The 14,486-nt window shown below is 62.2% G+C and carries 13 protein-coding genes; 6 read left to right on the top strand and 7 right to left on the bottom strand.

Going from position 1 to position 14,486, the window contains the following annotated elements; translation table 11 throughout:
* Positions 1 to 23: 23 nt before the first annotated feature.
* On the bottom strand, positions 24 to 794 hold the full coding sequence (locus tag AC0IYN_RS04650; RefSeq protein WP_471840663.1) for a MipA/OmpV family protein: 771 nt from the start codon (positions 792 to 794) through the stop codon (positions 24 to 26).
* Between the two features lie 228 nt (positions 795 to 1,022).
* On the opposite strand from AC0IYN_RS04650, the gene AC0IYN_RS04645 reads away from it, so the two are divergent.
* The 6 genes from AC0IYN_RS04645 to AC0IYN_RS04620 all read left to right on the top strand — a co-directional run bounded on the left by AC0IYN_RS04645 (position 1,023) and on the right by AC0IYN_RS04620 (position 8,397).
* Positions 1,023 to 1,724: an MtnX-like HAD-IB family phosphatase gene (locus AC0IYN_RS04645; protein ID WP_178954707.1), complete on the top strand. Its 702-nt coding sequence runs from the start codon at positions 1,023 to 1,025 to the stop codon at positions 1,722 to 1,724.
* The gene (locus AC0IYN_RS04640; RefSeq protein WP_046034430.1) at positions 1,717 to 3,111 is read left to right on the top strand and encodes an aspartate aminotransferase family protein; all 1,395 of its coding nucleotides are present in this window, start codon (positions 1,717 to 1,719) and stop codon (positions 3,109 to 3,111) included. Before AC0IYN_RS04645 ends, AC0IYN_RS04640 begins: the two co-directional genes overlap by 8 nt.
* Positions 3,108 to 4,016: an alpha/beta hydrolase gene (locus AC0IYN_RS04635; RefSeq protein WP_406598629.1), complete on the top strand. Its 909-nt coding sequence runs from the start codon at positions 3,108 to 3,110 to the stop codon at positions 4,014 to 4,016. The genes AC0IYN_RS04640 and AC0IYN_RS04635 overlap by 4 nt, the downstream gene beginning before the upstream one ends.
* A 100-nt stretch (positions 4,017 to 4,116) precedes the next feature.
* A complete protein-coding gene (locus AC0IYN_RS04630) occupies positions 4,117 to 5,241 on the top strand; it encodes a GNAT family N-acetyltransferase (protein WP_457240316.1) in 1,125 nt (374 codons plus the stop codon).
* Positions 5,241 to 7,010, top strand: coding sequence for a sensor histidine kinase (locus AC0IYN_RS04625; RefSeq protein ID WP_471840662.1), 1,770 nt, complete (start codon positions 5,241 to 5,243; stop codon positions 7,008 to 7,010). The genes AC0IYN_RS04630 and AC0IYN_RS04625 overlap by 1 nt, the downstream gene beginning before the upstream one ends.
* Positions 7,000 to 8,397 carry a sigma-54-dependent transcriptional regulator gene (locus tag AC0IYN_RS04620; protein ID WP_406598632.1) on the top strand — a complete coding sequence of 466 codons (1,398 nt, stop codon included), beginning with the start codon at positions 7,000 to 7,002 and terminating at the stop codon, positions 8,395 to 8,397. The genes AC0IYN_RS04625 and AC0IYN_RS04620 overlap by 11 nt, the downstream gene beginning before the upstream one ends.
* 122 nt (positions 8,398 to 8,519) lie before the next feature.
* Here AC0IYN_RS04620 and AC0IYN_RS04615 read toward each other — a convergent pair whose 3' ends face one another.
* The 6 genes from AC0IYN_RS04615 to AC0IYN_RS04590 form a co-directional block, all read right to left on the bottom strand.
* Entirely contained in the window at positions 8,520 to 8,858 is a 339-nt protein-coding gene (locus tag AC0IYN_RS04615) for a GlpM family protein (RefSeq protein WP_028619050.1), read from the bottom strand.
* The gene (aauR, locus tag AC0IYN_RS04610; protein WP_078047110.1) at positions 8,858 to 10,207 is read right to left on the bottom strand and encodes a two-component response regulator AauR; all 1,350 of its coding nucleotides are present in this window, start codon (positions 10,205 to 10,207) and stop codon (positions 8,858 to 8,860) included. The genes AC0IYN_RS04615 and aauR overlap by 1 nt, the downstream gene beginning before the upstream one ends.
* Positions 10,204 to 12,105 carry a two-component sensor histidine kinase AauS gene (gene aauS / locus AC0IYN_RS04605; RefSeq protein WP_471840660.1) on the bottom strand — a complete coding sequence of 634 codons (1,902 nt, stop codon included), beginning with the start codon at positions 12,103 to 12,105 and terminating at the stop codon, positions 10,204 to 10,206. The genes aauR and aauS overlap by 4 nt, the downstream gene beginning before the upstream one ends.
* A gap of 174 nt (positions 12,106 to 12,279) precedes the next feature.
* Positions 12,280 to 13,014 (bottom strand): amino acid ABC transporter ATP-binding protein, encoded by a 735-nt coding sequence (locus tag AC0IYN_RS04600; protein WP_034102398.1) that lies wholly within the window; start codon positions 13,012 to 13,014, stop codon positions 12,280 to 12,282.
* A complete protein-coding gene (locus AC0IYN_RS04595; protein ID WP_406599744.1) occupies positions 13,011 to 13,682 on the bottom strand; it encodes an amino acid ABC transporter permease in 672 nt (223 codons plus the stop codon). The genes AC0IYN_RS04600 and AC0IYN_RS04595 overlap by 4 nt, the downstream gene beginning before the upstream one ends.
* Positions 13,682 to 14,428, bottom strand: a complete 747-nt coding sequence (locus AC0IYN_RS04590; RefSeq protein WP_025856885.1) for an amino acid ABC transporter permease — start codon at positions 14,426 to 14,428, stop codon at positions 13,682 to 13,684. The genes AC0IYN_RS04595 and AC0IYN_RS04590 overlap by 1 nt, the downstream gene beginning before the upstream one ends.
* Between the last annotated feature and the right edge of the window lie 58 nt (positions 14,429 to 14,486).

Raw genomic sequence — 14,486 nt, 5'->3', positions numbered from 1 at the left:
TCATTGCAAACCCCAGACCAACCTCAATCGAATGTGTAGCTGATGGCCGTCTGCACCTGGCCCTGGTTCACATCGCCGGTCTGCCGGACGATGCTGCTGTCTGCCGCCGAGCCCACCAGATGCACCCAGCTCGCGCTGGTCAGCAACGACCATTTGGCCGCCAGGGGAAACTCGAAACTCTGGGTCAGCGTCACGTTCTGGAAGCCGCCGCTGGCGTTGTACGGCCGAAAGCCCGAAGCGGCTGCCTCGTTGTCATCCACGCCGAAAAACGTCTGGGTTTGGCGGGCATCGGCGAAGTGCGCCACCAGGCCACTGCTGCCGATCACGCCGCTGCCCAACGGGTAGCCCAGTTCGCCGCCGACCTTGCCCAGCGCGCCGCTCTGCGAATGGCCGCCGCCGACGGCCTGGCCCAGCTGTGCATAGACCCGCCAGAAATCAGCCGGTGCGTACTGAACGAAACCGCCTACCTCGGCCATGTCCGACACATTGCGCAAACCCTGCAGCGAGCCGTTCGAGGTGCGCCCCTGCAGGTAATTGATATACGGGCCGGCGGTAAAGCCGTAGCTGTCCAGGGCGCTCCAGGTCAGGCCGTCGTCGGTACTCAGGCTGACAGTGCCCCAGTCCAGATCGACGTAGGGAACGGGCCGCGTTTCGTAGCGGCTGCCGGTAGGGTCATGGGGCTGGTAACTGACGCCTGCGCCGACGTCGCCGGTGATACCGTCGGCCTGAGCCGCGTTCGAAACGCTCCAGAGGCCCAGTAAACCGGCCAGTGCAGCGCAAGTGATCCTCAACATGGTCACTGTTCCTTGATTGATTACGTGCGCATGAACGCGCAAAGCGTCGGGCTCGTGCAAGCACTCATCTTGTTTGTAGCAAGCTACAAAAATTGTAGCTCCTGCGACACAAATCACCCTCTAAGCCGAGCTAAGCCCCAGCCCCGCTGGGCTTGCGCCAGTTGGCACAGTCCCTGCTCTACACCTTTTTGCAAGCGCACACAGCGCGCTCCTCCAAGGTAAACAACGATGATCCAATGGCATATCGTGTGTGACTTCGACGGGACCATCACCCCCACCGATGTCATCGACAACGTCCTCCAACGCTTCGCCGGCCCCGAGTGGGAAACCATCGAACAGGAATGGCTGGATGGGCATATCGGTTCACGCGAATGCCTGAGCCGCCAACTGGCGCTGATCAAGGCCACTCCCTCCGAGCTGCTGGCGTATTTCGACAGCGTCGAGATCGACCCGGACTTCCCGGACTTCGTCGACCACGTGATCGGCCTGGGTGCGTCCATCGAAGTGGTCAGCGACGGCATCGAGCAGGGCATTGCGCGGATTCTGTCACGCAACTACGTGACCCTGCTGCCGATCCTCGCCAACCGCCTGCGCCAGGTCGACCAGAACAGCTGGCGCATCGACTTCCCGTACTCCAGTGACGCCTGCCGTGCCGCCTCCGGCAACTGCAAATGCAAGTCCACGCCGCGCAACAAGCGCGTGCTGGTGATCGGCGACGGCAAGTCCGACATGTGCGTGGCCTCCACCGCTGACTTCGTGTTCGCCAAAGGCAGCCTCGCCAAGTACTGCGAAGCCAACAACATTCCTCACGCACGCTTCGACACCTTTGCCGAACTGCCTGCGCTGCTGGCCCGACTGCCGCAAGGCATCGCCGCCAACGCCACCTCCTTTACTGCTGCTGACAACCAGGAACTCTTCCACCATGTCTGATATCCGTATCGCTACCGCCGAAGACCAGATCCTTCTGGATAAAGAAGCTAAATACTGCTCCTACGGCGACACCGTCCACTACATCGAGCCGCCGCGTATTTTCAGCCGTTGCGAAGGCTCCTACGTGTGGGACACCGAAGACCAGGCCTACCTCGACCTGCAGATGTGGTACTCGGCGGTCAATTTCGGCTACGCCAACCCGCGCTTGAACAATGCGCTGAAACAGCAGATCGACACCCTGCCGCAAATCGCCAGCCAGTACCTGCACAAGGGCAAGATCGAGCTGTCGGAAATGATCGCGGTAGACGCCAAGAAGAAATTCGGCCTCGACGGTCGCGTGCACTTCAACGTCGGCGGTTCGCAGTCCATCGAAGACTCCCTGAAGGTGGTGCGTAACGCCACCAACGGCAAGAGCCTGATGTTCGCCTTCGAAGGCGGCTATCACGGGCGTACCCTCGGCGCCTCGTCGATCACCTCCAGCTACCGCTACCGTCGCCGCTACGGCCACTTCGGCGAGCGTGCGCAGTTCATTCCGTTCCCGTACCACTTCCGTGGCCCTAAAGGCATGACCAAGGAAGAATACGGCAGCCACTGCGTGCAGCAATTCGCCCGCCTGTTCGAGACCGAATACAACGGTGTGTGGGACCCGAAAGTCGGCCAGAGCGAATACGCCGCGTTTTACGTCGAGCCGATCCAGGGCACCGGCGGCTACGTGATCCCACCGATGAACTTCTACCGCGAACTCAAGCAGGTGCTGGATCAGCACGGCATCCTGATGGTGTCCGACGAAATCCAGATGGGCTTCTACCGCACCGGCAAGTTGTGGTCGATCGAGCACTTCGACGTGCAGCCGGACGTGATCGTGTTCGGCAAGGCCCTGACCAACGGCCTCAACCCGCTGGGCGGCATCTGGGCCCGTGAAGAGTTGATCAACCCGAAGATCTTCCCGCCAGGTTCCACCCACTCCACCTTCGCCTCCAACCCGTTGGGCACGGCGGTCGGCCTGGAAATGTTCAAGATGACCAATGAAGTCGACTACGGCGCGATGGTCATGGCCAAGGGCAAATTCTTCCTCGAAGGCCTGCAAGACCTGCAGAAACGTTTCCCGATCATCGGCGACGTCGACGGCCTGGGCCTGGCCCTGCGCTGTGAAATCTGCGGCCCGGATGGTTTCACGCCCGACAAGGCGACCCTGGACTACATGGTCGAAGAAGGCATGAAGGGCGACATGGTGGTAGACGGCCAGAAACTCGGGCTGATCCTCGACGTGGGCGGTTACTACAAGAACGTGATCACCCTGGCACCGTCCTTGGAAATCAGCTACCCGGAAATCGAACTGGGCCTGAAGCTGCTTGAGCAACTGCTGGTGCGGGCGACCAACCGGTGAACACAGCAGAGATCGACCTCGGTGAAGGTGATGCCGGCTTCGTTCTCGGTGAAGGTCCGGTCGGGATCCTGTTGATCCACGGCCTGACCGGCACCCCGACGGAATTGCGCCAGGTCGCCAAGGGCCTGGCCAAGGCGGGCAACTGCACGGTGTACGTGCCTACCCTGGCCGGGCACTGCGGCGACAACAGCGACCTGCAAGCCACGGGCTGGCGCGACTGGTACGAAGGCGTGCGCAAGACCTTCGTGCAAGTGCGACAGCGGCATGAGCAGGTGTTTGTCGGTGGCTTGTCCATGGGCGCGGTGATGTCGATGTACGTGGCCTCGGAGCATCCGGGCCAGGTCGCCGGGCTATTGATGTACTCCACCACGCTCAAGTACGACGGTTGGAGCATCAACAAAATGGCGTTCATCACGCCGTTGCTCATCCGTATCCCGTTCGGCGTACGCCTGTTCCGCTTTACCGAAAAACCACCTTACGGCATCAAGAACGAACGCCTGCGCGCCATCGTTGAACGACAGATGAAAGAAGGTGAGAGCAGCGAAGCGGGCTTGTTGACGATGGAAGGCGTGACCGTACGCGAATTGCACTGGATGAACGCCGAGGTCAAAAAACGCATGCCCTCGATCAAGGTGCCGGCGCTGGTATTGCACTCCATCGAGGATGACATCACCAGCCGCTGGAACGCCGACTACGTGGAGCGCCACCTCGGCGGGCCAGTCACCAAGATCCTGCTGGACAACTGCTACCACATGATCACCGTCGACCTGCAGTACCGCCGGGTGATCGAGTTGAGTGCAGCGTTCATCAACGAGCGAGCTCTATGTAGTGAGCGGGCTTGTCGGGTCGCCGCATCGCCCGCGCTGGGTGGCGAAGCCGCCCTAAAAACTGCAATTGCGGTTTAACTGGAAAAACTCAGCTTCGGAAATGGGGCGGCTTCGCCCCCCCAGCGCGGGCGGTGCGACGATTCGACAAGCCCACTCACTACAGAAATAAGGGACCGATGTGATTACCGCCCAAGCCTTCCCGACCATCCGGGCCATCCAGCGCAGTGCCTGGAACGACTGTTTCCCGGGTGCCTTGGAGGACTGGGACTACTACGTCGCCGTAGAAAACGCTGCCATTGCTGATTTCCAATGGCGCTACCTGGCGGTTTACCAGGATGGAACGCTGGTGGCGGTGGCTGCCGCGTTCATCACTCATTATCGCCTCGACACGACGGTGTCGGGCGCCGGCAAGCGCTTGACCGAGCGCGTGGAGCGATTGTGGCCGGGGCTGTTGCAACTGGGGCTGTATGCCCTCGGTTCGCCGGTGGCCGAACGCTGCGACGCTGGGTTCGCCAGTGGCGTGCCGCAGGCGAGCCGCCCGCTGTTGCTCCAGCACCTGCTGCAGGCCGCGCGCCGGGATGCCGATGACTTTGGCATCGGCCTGGTGGCGGTCAAGGATGCGCCGAGCAAAGACCCGCACTGGCTCGAGAGTTGCCGGGCGGCGAGCTTCCAAAGCATGCCGAGCCTGCCCACGGGCGTGTTGCCGCTGCCCTATGGTTCGGTGGATGCCTACCTGGGCTCGCTGGGCAAATCCACCCGCAAGGACCTGCGCCGCAAGCTGCGCGCGCCGGGCCCGCGGGTAGAATGGCGGCGTAACATCGACGACGTGCTGCCCGAGGTCATGCGCCTGTACGAGGCCACGCTCACGCGTGCCGAGTTGCAGTTCGAGCGGCTGCCCGCCGGCTACTTCACCTCGGTGCTCGAACGGCTTGATGAGCGCGCGGTCTGTGTTCTTTACTGGGTGGACGCGCAACTGGTGGCGTTCAACTTGATCCTGGTGGATGAACACCGGCTGGTGGACAAGTTTTTCGGGCATGACGTCGCGTTCACCCGCGACTACAACCTGTACTTCCGCAGTTGGCTGACCAATGTCGACTACTGTATTCAACACAATATTGCGCTGTATGAGTGCGGGCAGGCCGGGTATGCCAGTAAGCTGCGCCTGGGCTGCGAGTTCCAGGGCAACAGTGTGTTTTTTCGCCACCGCAACCGGCTGGTCAACGGCCTGCTCAAGCTTGTAAAACTGTTTATTCGACCGGACCGTTCCGACCCTGCCATGGCTGCTGCGATAAGCGAAACCTGATGATCACCAAGACCCGCCAGAAAGCCCGCCCCTTTGCCATTTCGCGTTGGAGCGTCCAGCGCAAGCTGGTGCTGGCGTTCTGGTTGGTCAGCGTGATTCCCACCATGATCGCGGCAGAGCTGGCCGCCACCACGCTGTCGCAGATCTTCGACAGCAACGTGCGCATCTGGCTGCAGGAGTCGACCAAGATCGTCAAGGACGAAATCGGCGACATCCTTCATGACAACGCGCGCATGGCCAAGCTGTTCCTGCGCTACACCAGCCCGCCCTCTAACCGGCAGGCGGCCAAGCACGACCGGCTGACTGCCGACATTGCCGATGCCACGGACATCGACGTGGTCGCGCTGATCCGCGTCAGCGACCACAAGCTGGTGTTCAGCACCGCCTCCGACGACATCGTCAAACAGATCAGCCTGACCAGCAACGCGGTGTTGCAGACCGTGCAGGTGGCCGGGGTGAGCACCGGGATCGTGGTGTCTACCTTCGAGACCACCCAGGACGGCGTCGATTACCTGCTGCTGGTGGCCACGTACCTGGACAGCAGTTTCCTCACCAGCGTGGCCGATGTGCATTCCCTCGACCTGCGCCTGTACCTGGCCAACCCCGACGGGTTCTCCGAAATCTTCTCGACCCAGCGCTTCGAGGATCACCCCTCGCGCATCCCCAAGAGCGTCGAAACCGCGATGCGCAGCACCAAGCAGCCCAGCGAGCAGTTCACCAATAACTACAGTGGGTTGTACTGGCCGATCTTCAATGACGCCGGCGACTTGCAGGGCGTGATTTTCAGCGGCCTGCTGCGCCACACCAGCCTGGTGGGGCTGGTGAACCAGAGCAATCTGTTCGTGCTGATCTTCCTGCTCAGCTCGGCACTGTCGCTGGCGGCAGGGGTATTGGTGTCGCGGCGCCTGACCAAGCCGCTGCGAGACCTGTCCCAAGGCGTGAGCGCGGTGATCTCCGGCGATTACGCGCACCGCGTGGTGGTCAGCGGCGGCGACGAGCTGGCGCAGTTGAGCAGCACCTTCAACCATATGACCGAGCGCCTGGGCGAGCTGCATTACCTCGAAGCCCAGCTGCGCCGGCGTGATCGCCTGCATGCCCTGGGTGAAGTCGCCATGGGCCTGGCCCACGAAATCCGCAACCCGCTGGGCATCATCAAGACGGCCACACAGTTGCTGCACCGCCGCGCCGACCTGGCGGATACCGACAAGCGCCACCTGGAATACGTGATCAGTGAAGTCAGCCGCATCAACGACCTGATCACCGAGTTCCTCGACTTCGCCAAGCCCAACCCGCCGCTGCGCGTGTTGCAGCCTGCGCGCCCGTTGGTGGAGGAAATCCTCGGTTTCTGCGCCCCGGAACTGGCCACCCATAACATCGACGCGCACATCGATGACCAGGCGCCGGGGGCGACGATCTACGCGGACACCAAGCAGCTCAAGCAGGCGTGCCTCAACCTGATCCTCAACGCCATCGACGCGATGCCCGAAGGCGGGCGCCTGACCCTGGGCATTCGCACGCTGGACGACAACACCGTGATCAGCATCGCCGACACTGGTCAAGGTATCCCGGCGGAAATGATCGAGCGTATCTTCACGCCATTCGTCACCACCAAGGCCTCTGGCACCGGCCTGGGCCTGGCCAAAGTCTATTCGATCATGGAAAGTCACGACGGCAGCATCGAATGTGCCAGTGAGAAAGATGCCGGCGCCACCTTCAGCCTGTACATTCCGGCGATTGGCGAAGACGACGAGGACAGTCATGACGCATAACATTCTGGTAGTCGACGACGAACCCAAGCTCTGCGACCTGCTGGCGTCGGCCCTGGGCCAGAACGATGTGCAGGTGTTTATCGCCGGCAACGGCCTGCACGCGCTCAAGGTGCTGGAGCAGGAAGACATCGACCTGGTAATCAGCGACTGGCGCATGCCCGGCATGGACGGGCCGGCGCTGCTCGCCGAGATCAAGGTGCGTTACCCCCATGTGCCGGTGATCGTGATGACCGCCTACAGCACGGTGAAAAACGCGGTGCAGTCGATGCGCAACGGCGCCTACGACTACATCGCCAAGCCGTTCGACATCGACGAGCTGGACATCACCGTGGCCAAGGCCCTGCAGTTTCGCGACATCATGCGCGACAACGCGCGCATGCGTGCCGAGCTGGATGAACACGCGCAGTTCGACAGCCTGGTGGGCGACAGCCCGGCGTTTCGCAAAGTGCTGCAAGCCGTGGACTCGGTGCGCGACAGCAGCGCTACCATCCTGCTGACCGGCGAAAGCGGCACCGGCAAGGAAATGGTTGCCCGCGCCATCCACAAGCACGGCAGCCGCGCCGACAAACCCTTCGTGGCGGTCAACTGCGCGGCCATCCCGGAAGGGCTGCTGGAAAGCGAAATGTTCGGCCATCGCAAAGGCGCGTTCACGGGGGCCGTGGCTGACCGGGTAGGGCGCTTCCAGCAGGCGGACAAGGGCACGCTGTTTCTCGACGAAGTGGGCGACATGCCCCTGGCGCTGCAGGCCAAGATTTTGCGCGCATTGCAGGAGCGTGTGATCGAACCGGTGGGCGATCCCCGCGAACGCAAGGTGGACGTGCGGGTGATCGCCGCCACCAACAAGAACCTGCTGGAAGCGGTGGCCAACAAGGAGTTTCGCGAAGACTTGTATTACCGCCTCAACGTGTTCCCGATCCCGTTGCCGGCCCTGCGTGAGCGGGTGGAAGACATTGCGCCGCTGGCCCGCCACTTCGCCCAGACCCTGAGTGCCACCGCCGGCAAACGCATCACCGGCTTCAGCGCGGAGGCACTGCAGGCCATGGCGGCGTATCACTGGCCGGGCAATATCCGTGAACTGCAGAACTGCGTGGAGCGCGCGACCATCGTGGCGGCGTCGCCGGTGATCGAGGACATCGACTTGCCGGGTTACCTGTTTGCATCGAAGCCGAGCGAGAGCGGTGTGACGGCGATCCTCAGTGACGGGCCGGGGATTCCCCAGGACCTGGACGCGGCGCTGGCGGAGGTGGAGAAGGCCTACATACTTGCGGCGTTGCAGGAGAGCAATGGCGTGCAGGCTGCGGCGGCAGCGAAGATCGGGATTTCCGAGCGCAGTTTCTGGTATCGCCTAAAGAAGCTGGGCATCCAGGTCGACAAGATCGTCCGCTGATACCCTGAGGTTCAAATGTGGGAGCGGGCTTGCTCGCGAAAGCGGTGTGTCAGTCAAATATGTTCCAACTGAACCACCGCATTCGCGAGCAAGCCCGCTCCCACAGTTTTGACCGTGTTGGGTCAGGCGTGAACGCGGACCCAGATGCTGACCAGTATCGTCGCGGCCATCAACCACGCCACCGCCGCTACGGCAAGTGAGGCTTCCAATCGCATCCGATCCACCATCACATACAACGTCGCCAGGTACACGAAGTACGGAATGATCGACCACATCCCGAACAGGATCGTGGTCTTCAAGTCGTCCACCGAACGGCCCTTGCCGACGATGTAGTGGGCGATCAACGCAAAGGTCGGAAACAGCGGCACCAGGCCTGCGATGTAGTAGTTCTTGGTCTTGGCCAGCGCGGCCAGGATCAACACCACTGCCGCGCCAAGGGCGGCCTTCAATACCAGATCCATCAGTGGCTCAACCCGTATTTTTTGACTTTGTCGAACAGCGTGGTCTTGGCCATCCCCAGTTCCTGGCTGGCCTGGGTCAGGTTGCCGCCGCTGCGTTGCAGGGCGTCGTTGAGCAGGTTGCGCTCGAAGGCTTCCACCGCCTCGGTAAAGGCCAGGCCCTGGCTGCCGCTGCTGGCGCCGCTTTTCTTGAAGGCGGGCAGGCCGAGGGCGAAGCGTTCGGCCACGTTGCGCAGTTCACGCACGTTGCCGGGCCAGTCGTGGCTCATGAGGCTGGACAGGGTCTGGTTGTCCAGCTCCGGCACACTGCGGTCAAAACGCAGTGACGACTGCTGCAGGAAGTGTTCGAACAGTTGCAGGATGTCTTCGCGGCGTTCGCGCAGGGGCGGCAGTTCCAGGGTCACCACGTTGAGGCGGTAGTACAGGTCGCTGCGGAACTGGCTGGCGCGGCTCAGTTCGTCGAGGTCGGACTTGGTGGCGGCGATCACCCGGCAATCCACCGCGACGCTCTGGTTGGAGCCCAGGCGTTCGAGGGTGCGTTCCTGCAACACGCGCAACAGTTTGATCTGCAGGTTGATCGGCATGCTTTCCACTTCGTCGAGGAACAGCGTGCCTTCGTGGGCGTGTTCGATCTTGCCGATGCGACGCTTGCCCGCACCGGTAAAGGCGTTGGCTTCGTGGCCGAAAATCTCGCTTTCGAACAGGTTCTCCGGCAGCCCGCCGCAGTTCAGGGCGACGAACTGGTGGGAGTGACGTCGGCTGAAGTCATGCAGGCAGCGTGCGACCAGTTCCTTGCCGGTGCCGGTCTCGCCTTCGATCAGCACGTTGGCCGAGGTGTCGGCGACATTGGCGATCAGCTCGCGCAGGTTTTGCATGGCCGGCGAACGGCCAATGATGCGGCCTTCCAGCGAATCGCGCTCGGCCAGTTGGCGGCGCAGCGACCAGACTTCCCGCGCCAGCCCACGCTGTTCCAGGGCGCGGCGGGCGACGTCGACCAGGCGTTCGGGGGAGAAGGGCTTTTCCATGAAGTCGTAGGCGCCGTTGCGCATCGCGCCGACGGCCATGGAGATATCGCCATGCCCGGTGATCAGCACCACCGGCAGGCTTTTATCCAGGGCCTTGAGGCGCGTGAGCAACTCCAGGCCGTCGATGCCCGGCAGGCGGATATCGCTGATCACAATGCCCGCGAAGTTCTCGCCGATACGCTTCAACGCTTCTTCGGCACTGCCCACACCGACGCTGGGAATGTCTTCCAGGGCCAGGGCTTGCTGGCAGCCCAGCAGTACATGGGGGTCGTCTTCGACGATCAGTACGGTGAGGTCGTCTTTAAGGGCTGTAGCGTCTGTATTCATGTCGACTCAGCTTTTTGAGCGCCCGCCAACGGCAGGCACAAGACAAAGGCCGTTCCACCACTGGCCGGGTGCTCCACGGCGAGGTTGCCGCCGGTGGCTGCTGCGAGGCTGGCGGACAGGGTCAGGCCCAGGCCCAGGCCTTGCTCGCCGGGTTTGGTGGTGAAGAACGGTTCGAACAAATGCTTGCGCGCCTCGGGGTCGATGCCGTGGCCATTGTCGCGCACTTGCAGGCGGTATTTACCGTCGACGGTGCTGCCTTCCAGCCACAGTTCGGGAGCCGGTTGGGCTTGCATGGCGTCGAGGGCATTGCCGATCAGGTTGACCAGGATCTGCTCCAGGCGCGTCTGGTCGATTTGCAGTTGGGCGTTGGAAAAGTCGCGATGCAGGGTCAGTGGCAGGCTGTCCAGGCGTGCGCCGAGTACCTGGAACGTGGCGTCCACCGCCTTGGCGAGGCTGGCTTCACCCTGGTCGTCGCCGCGTCGGGCGAAGGAGCGCAGGCTGGCGGTGATGCGGCCCATGCGGTCGATCAGTTCGTTGATGGTCTTGAGGTTGGCGCTGGCAGTATCCAGGGCGCCACGTTCGAGGAAGCGCACGGTGTTGCCGGACAGGGTGCGCAGCGCGGCCAGGGGCTGGTTCAATTCGTGGGCAATGCTGGTCGACATCTGGCCGATGGCCGCCAACTTGCCGGCCTGCACCAGTTCATCCTGGGCGCGGCGCAGGGTTTCCTCGGCCTGGCGCCGTTCACGGATCTGGCCCTTGAGCCGTTCGTTGCTGGCGCGCAGGTCGGCGGTGCGTTCGGCAATCCGCCGCTCCAGCTGGCTGTTGGCTTCTTGCAGGGCTTCGCGCGCGGCGAGGCGGGTGGCGATGACCTTGCGACGCTCGTTCCAGGCAATCAGCAAAAACGCCACCAGGCCAAACGCGACCGCCACCAGGATGCCCTGGTTGATCGCGGCGCGGCGCAGGTCGTTGAGCGGGGTCAGCAGGGTGAAATTCCAGGGGGTATCGTTGAGCGGGCGGGTCTGGGCCAGGTAGCTGACTTCATGCTCGTCGTTGACCACTTCGCTGTTGGCGGGAAAGGTCAGTTTCTCGGTGCCTTCGTTGAGGCGCTCTCGGGCCAGGGGCTCCAGCTCGTTCAGCGTCGCCCAGTAATATTGCAGGCTGTGGGCCAGGCGGTCCTTGGTGTCATCGCTCAGCGGGCGCACGGCCTTGAGGCGGCGGGCCGGGTCGCTGGAAAGGATGATGATGCCGTTCTCGTCGCTCACAAAGGCTTCGAGGCGCGCGCGTTGCCAGCGTTCTTCCAGGGCTTCGAGGCGCACCTTGACCACGGCGACACCGATGATCTTGCCATGCTCCTCCAGGCCGTGGGCCAGGTAGTAGCCGGGTTCGCCGTTGGTGCTGCCGATGCCATAGAAACGCCCGGGCTGGCCACGTACGGCGTTCTGGAAATAGGCGCGGAAGGACAGGTCTTCACCCTGGTAACTGTCGGCATCGCGCCAGTTACTGGTGGCCAGCACACGGCCGGTGGTGTCCATCACGTAGATGGCCCGACTGCGACTGCGTCGGTTCAGGCCTTCGAGGTAATCGTTGACGGTCTTGCGGGTTTCCTGGTTCGGGTCGGCCAGCAGCGTGGAGACGCTGGACTCCAGTTCCAGCAGGCTGGGCAGGTAGGTGTATTTGCTCAGTTCGCTTTCGACGGTGCGGGCATGCAACTCCAGCTGGCGTTCGCCGGTGTCGCTGAGGGTGCGGATGCCATAGTACTCACTGATCCAGAAGCCGATATAACCCAGGCCGATCATCAGGGCGATGATCAACGGCGGCAGGAACAGTTGGCGGATCAGGCGTGGTTTCACGGCAAGTGATGGCGGTGCGGCGCGAAATTGGTTGGGGTCGCATTTCATCACAGATGCCTTGGGTCAGCTACCGCTGTCAACCACGCAGGACCGGGGCTTTGTAGGAGCTGGCTTGCCGGCGATGCCGGCGCCTCGGAGTGTCAGGTGTACCGAGGCGCCTTCATCGCCGGCAAGCCAGCTCCTACAGAAACCTCGTTCCCGCAGGGTAAACAGTGTTGCTTTTTAGTGCTGCAGGATTTTCTCAAGGAAGTGCTGCGCGCGTTCGGAGCGGGCGTTGATGTCGCCGAAGAACTCCTCTTTCGGGCAGTCTTCGATGATCTTGCCGGCGTCCATGAAAATCACGCGGTCGGCGACTTTGCGGGCGAAGCCCATTTCGTGGGTCACGCACATCATGGTCATGCCTTCGTGGGCCAGTTGCACCATCACGTCGAGCACTTCGTTGACCATTTCCGGGTCCAGTGCCGAGGTCGGTTCGTCGAACAGCATGACGATCGGGTCCATGGCCAAGGCGCGGGCGATTGCCACACGTTGTTGCTGGCCGCCGGAAAGCTGGCCAGGGTGCTTGTGGGCGTGTGCCGACAGGCCGACGCGCTCCAGCAGTTGCAGGCCCTTCTTTGTGGCTTCTTCCTTGCTGCGGCCGAGCACCTTGATCTGCGCGATGGTCAGGTTTTCGGTAATGGTCAGGTGCGGGAACAGCTCGAAGTGCTGGAACACCATGCCCACGCGCGAGCGCAGTTTCGGCAGGTCTGTCTTCGGGTCGGCAATCGAAGTGCCGTCCACGACCACGTCGCCTTTCTGGAACGGTTCCAGCGCGTTGACGCACTTGATCAGGGTGGATTTGCCCGAACCGGACGGCCCGCACACCACGATCACTTCGCCTTTTTTAACCTCGGTGCTGCAATCGGTCAGCACCTGGAAGTCGCCATACCACTTGTTGATGTTCTTGATAGAGATCATACGGCAAACCTTTTTTGCAGACGCTTGACCAGCAGCGAGGCGGAAAAGCTGATGATGAAGTAGACGACACCGGCGAAGATCAGGAACTCATTGGAGCGGCCGATGATGTCGCCGTTGGAGCGGGCGGAGTTGAGGAAGTCCACCAGGCCCACGGTGTAGACCAGCGAGGTGTCCTGGAACAGGATGATCGACTGTTGCAGCAGCAACGGGGTCATCTTGCGGAACGCCTGGGGCAGGATGATCAGGCGCATGGTCTGGCCATAGGTCATGCCCATTGCCTGTGCCGCCGCCATCTGGCCCTTGGGGATCGACTGCACGCCGGCCCGCACGATTTCACAGAAGTACGCGGCTTCGAACATCATGAAGGCCACGACGCACGAGGTGAACGCACCGATCGGGGTGTCTTCGCCGGTGATCCAGCGCAACACGAACGGCACCGCCAGGTAGAACCAGGTGATCACCAGCAGCAACGGGATCGAGCGGAAGTAGTTCACGTAGGCGCCAGCCACGCGGGACAACAGTTTGCTGGACGACAGGCGCATCAGCGCCAGGACCGTACCCAGCGCAATACCGCCGACCACGCCCATGACCATCAACTGCAAGGTCATGACCATGCCGTTCCACAGGCCCGGGATGGCGGGGATGATGCCGCTGAAATCGAATTCCATTATTTACCCCCCACGGAGATCAGGCCGGGCACCGCGACTTTCTTCTCGACCACGCGCATCAGCAGCATCAGGCTCATGTTCAGGGTGAAGTAGATCAGCGTGGCCAGGGTGAAGGCTTCAAACAGGTTGGCCGAGAACTCGGCGGTCTGTTTGGTTTGCGCCAGCAGTTCCATCAGGCCGATCAAGGACGCCACGGAGGAGTTCTTGAAGACGTTGAGGAATTCCGAGGTGAGCGGCGGAATGATGATCCGGTAAGCCTGCGGCAGCAGCACGTTCCAGTAGATCTGCGGCAGCTTGAAGCCCATGGCGCGCGCCGCGGATTCCTGGCCGCGTGGCAGCGCCTGGATACCGGTACGCACTTGCTCACACACGCGGGCGGCGGTGAACAGGCCCAGGCACACGACAACGCTCAGGTAGGCCGAGGTGGTCGGGTTAAGGTCTTGTTTGTACCAGTCCTGCAGGTTCTGCGGCAGCATGTCGGGTACCAGGAAGTACCAGATAAACAGTTGAACCAGCAGCGGCACGTTACGAAACAGTTCCACGTAGCAGGTCGCGATGCCCGATACGATGCGGTTTGGCACGGTGCGCATGACGCCCAGAATGGACCCCAGCAGCAAGGCGATAATCCATGCCACGACAGCGATGGCGATGGTCCAGCCCAAACCGGCGATGTACCAGTCGAGATAAGTCTCGCTGCCCACGCCAGTGGACTTGAAGAACACGCCCCAGTCCCAGTTGTAATTCATTAGGGTCTCCCCTCGAGATCGATCGATGTACAAGCACCCGCTTGGGGAAAATCCATTC

The sequence above is a fragment of the Pseudomonas sp. AC112 genome, from assembly GCF_979253545.1.
This window is presented reverse-complemented; position numbering and strand designations above follow the sequence as displayed.

Bases quoted from the DNA above. Each gene is read 5' to 3' on its own strand.
- AC0IYN_RS04650 (WP_471840663.1), bottom strand. From the start codon at position 794: ATGTTGAGGATCACTTGCGCTGCACTGGCCGGTTTACTGGGCCTCTGG.
- aauS (WP_471840660.1), bottom strand. From the start codon at position 12,105: ATGAAATGCGACCCCAACCAATTTCGCGCCGCACCGCCATCACTTGCC.
- AC0IYN_RS04615 (WP_028619050.1), bottom strand. From the start codon at position 8,858: ATGGATCTGGTATTGAAGGCCGCCCTTGGCGCGGCAGTGGTGTTGATC.
- AC0IYN_RS04640 (WP_046034430.1), top strand. From the start codon at position 1,717: ATGTCTGATATCCGTATCGCTACCGCCGAAGACCAGATCCTTCTGGAT.
- AC0IYN_RS04590 (WP_025856885.1), bottom strand. From the start codon at position 14,428: ATGAATTACAACTGGGACTGGGGCGTGTTCTTCAAGTCCACTGGCGTG.
- AC0IYN_RS04620 (WP_406598632.1), top strand. From the start codon at position 7,000: ATGACGCATAACATTCTGGTAGTCGACGACGAACCCAAGCTCTGCGAC.
- AC0IYN_RS04645 (WP_178954707.1), top strand. From the start codon at position 1,023: ATGATCCAATGGCATATCGTGTGTGACTTCGACGGGACCATCACCCCC.
- aauR (WP_078047110.1), bottom strand. From the start codon at position 10,207: ATGAATACAGACGCTACAGCCCTTAAAGACGACCTCACCGTACTGATC.
- AC0IYN_RS04600 (WP_034102398.1), bottom strand. From the start codon at position 13,014: ATGATCTCTATCAAGAACATCAACAAGTGGTATGGCGACTTCCAGGTG.
- AC0IYN_RS04625 (WP_471840662.1), top strand. From the start codon at position 5,241: ATGATCACCAAGACCCGCCAGAAAGCCCGCCCCTTTGCCATTTCGCGT.
- AC0IYN_RS04595 (WP_406599744.1), bottom strand. From the start codon at position 13,682: ATGGAATTCGATTTCAGCGGCATCATCCCCGCCATCCCGGGCCTGTGG.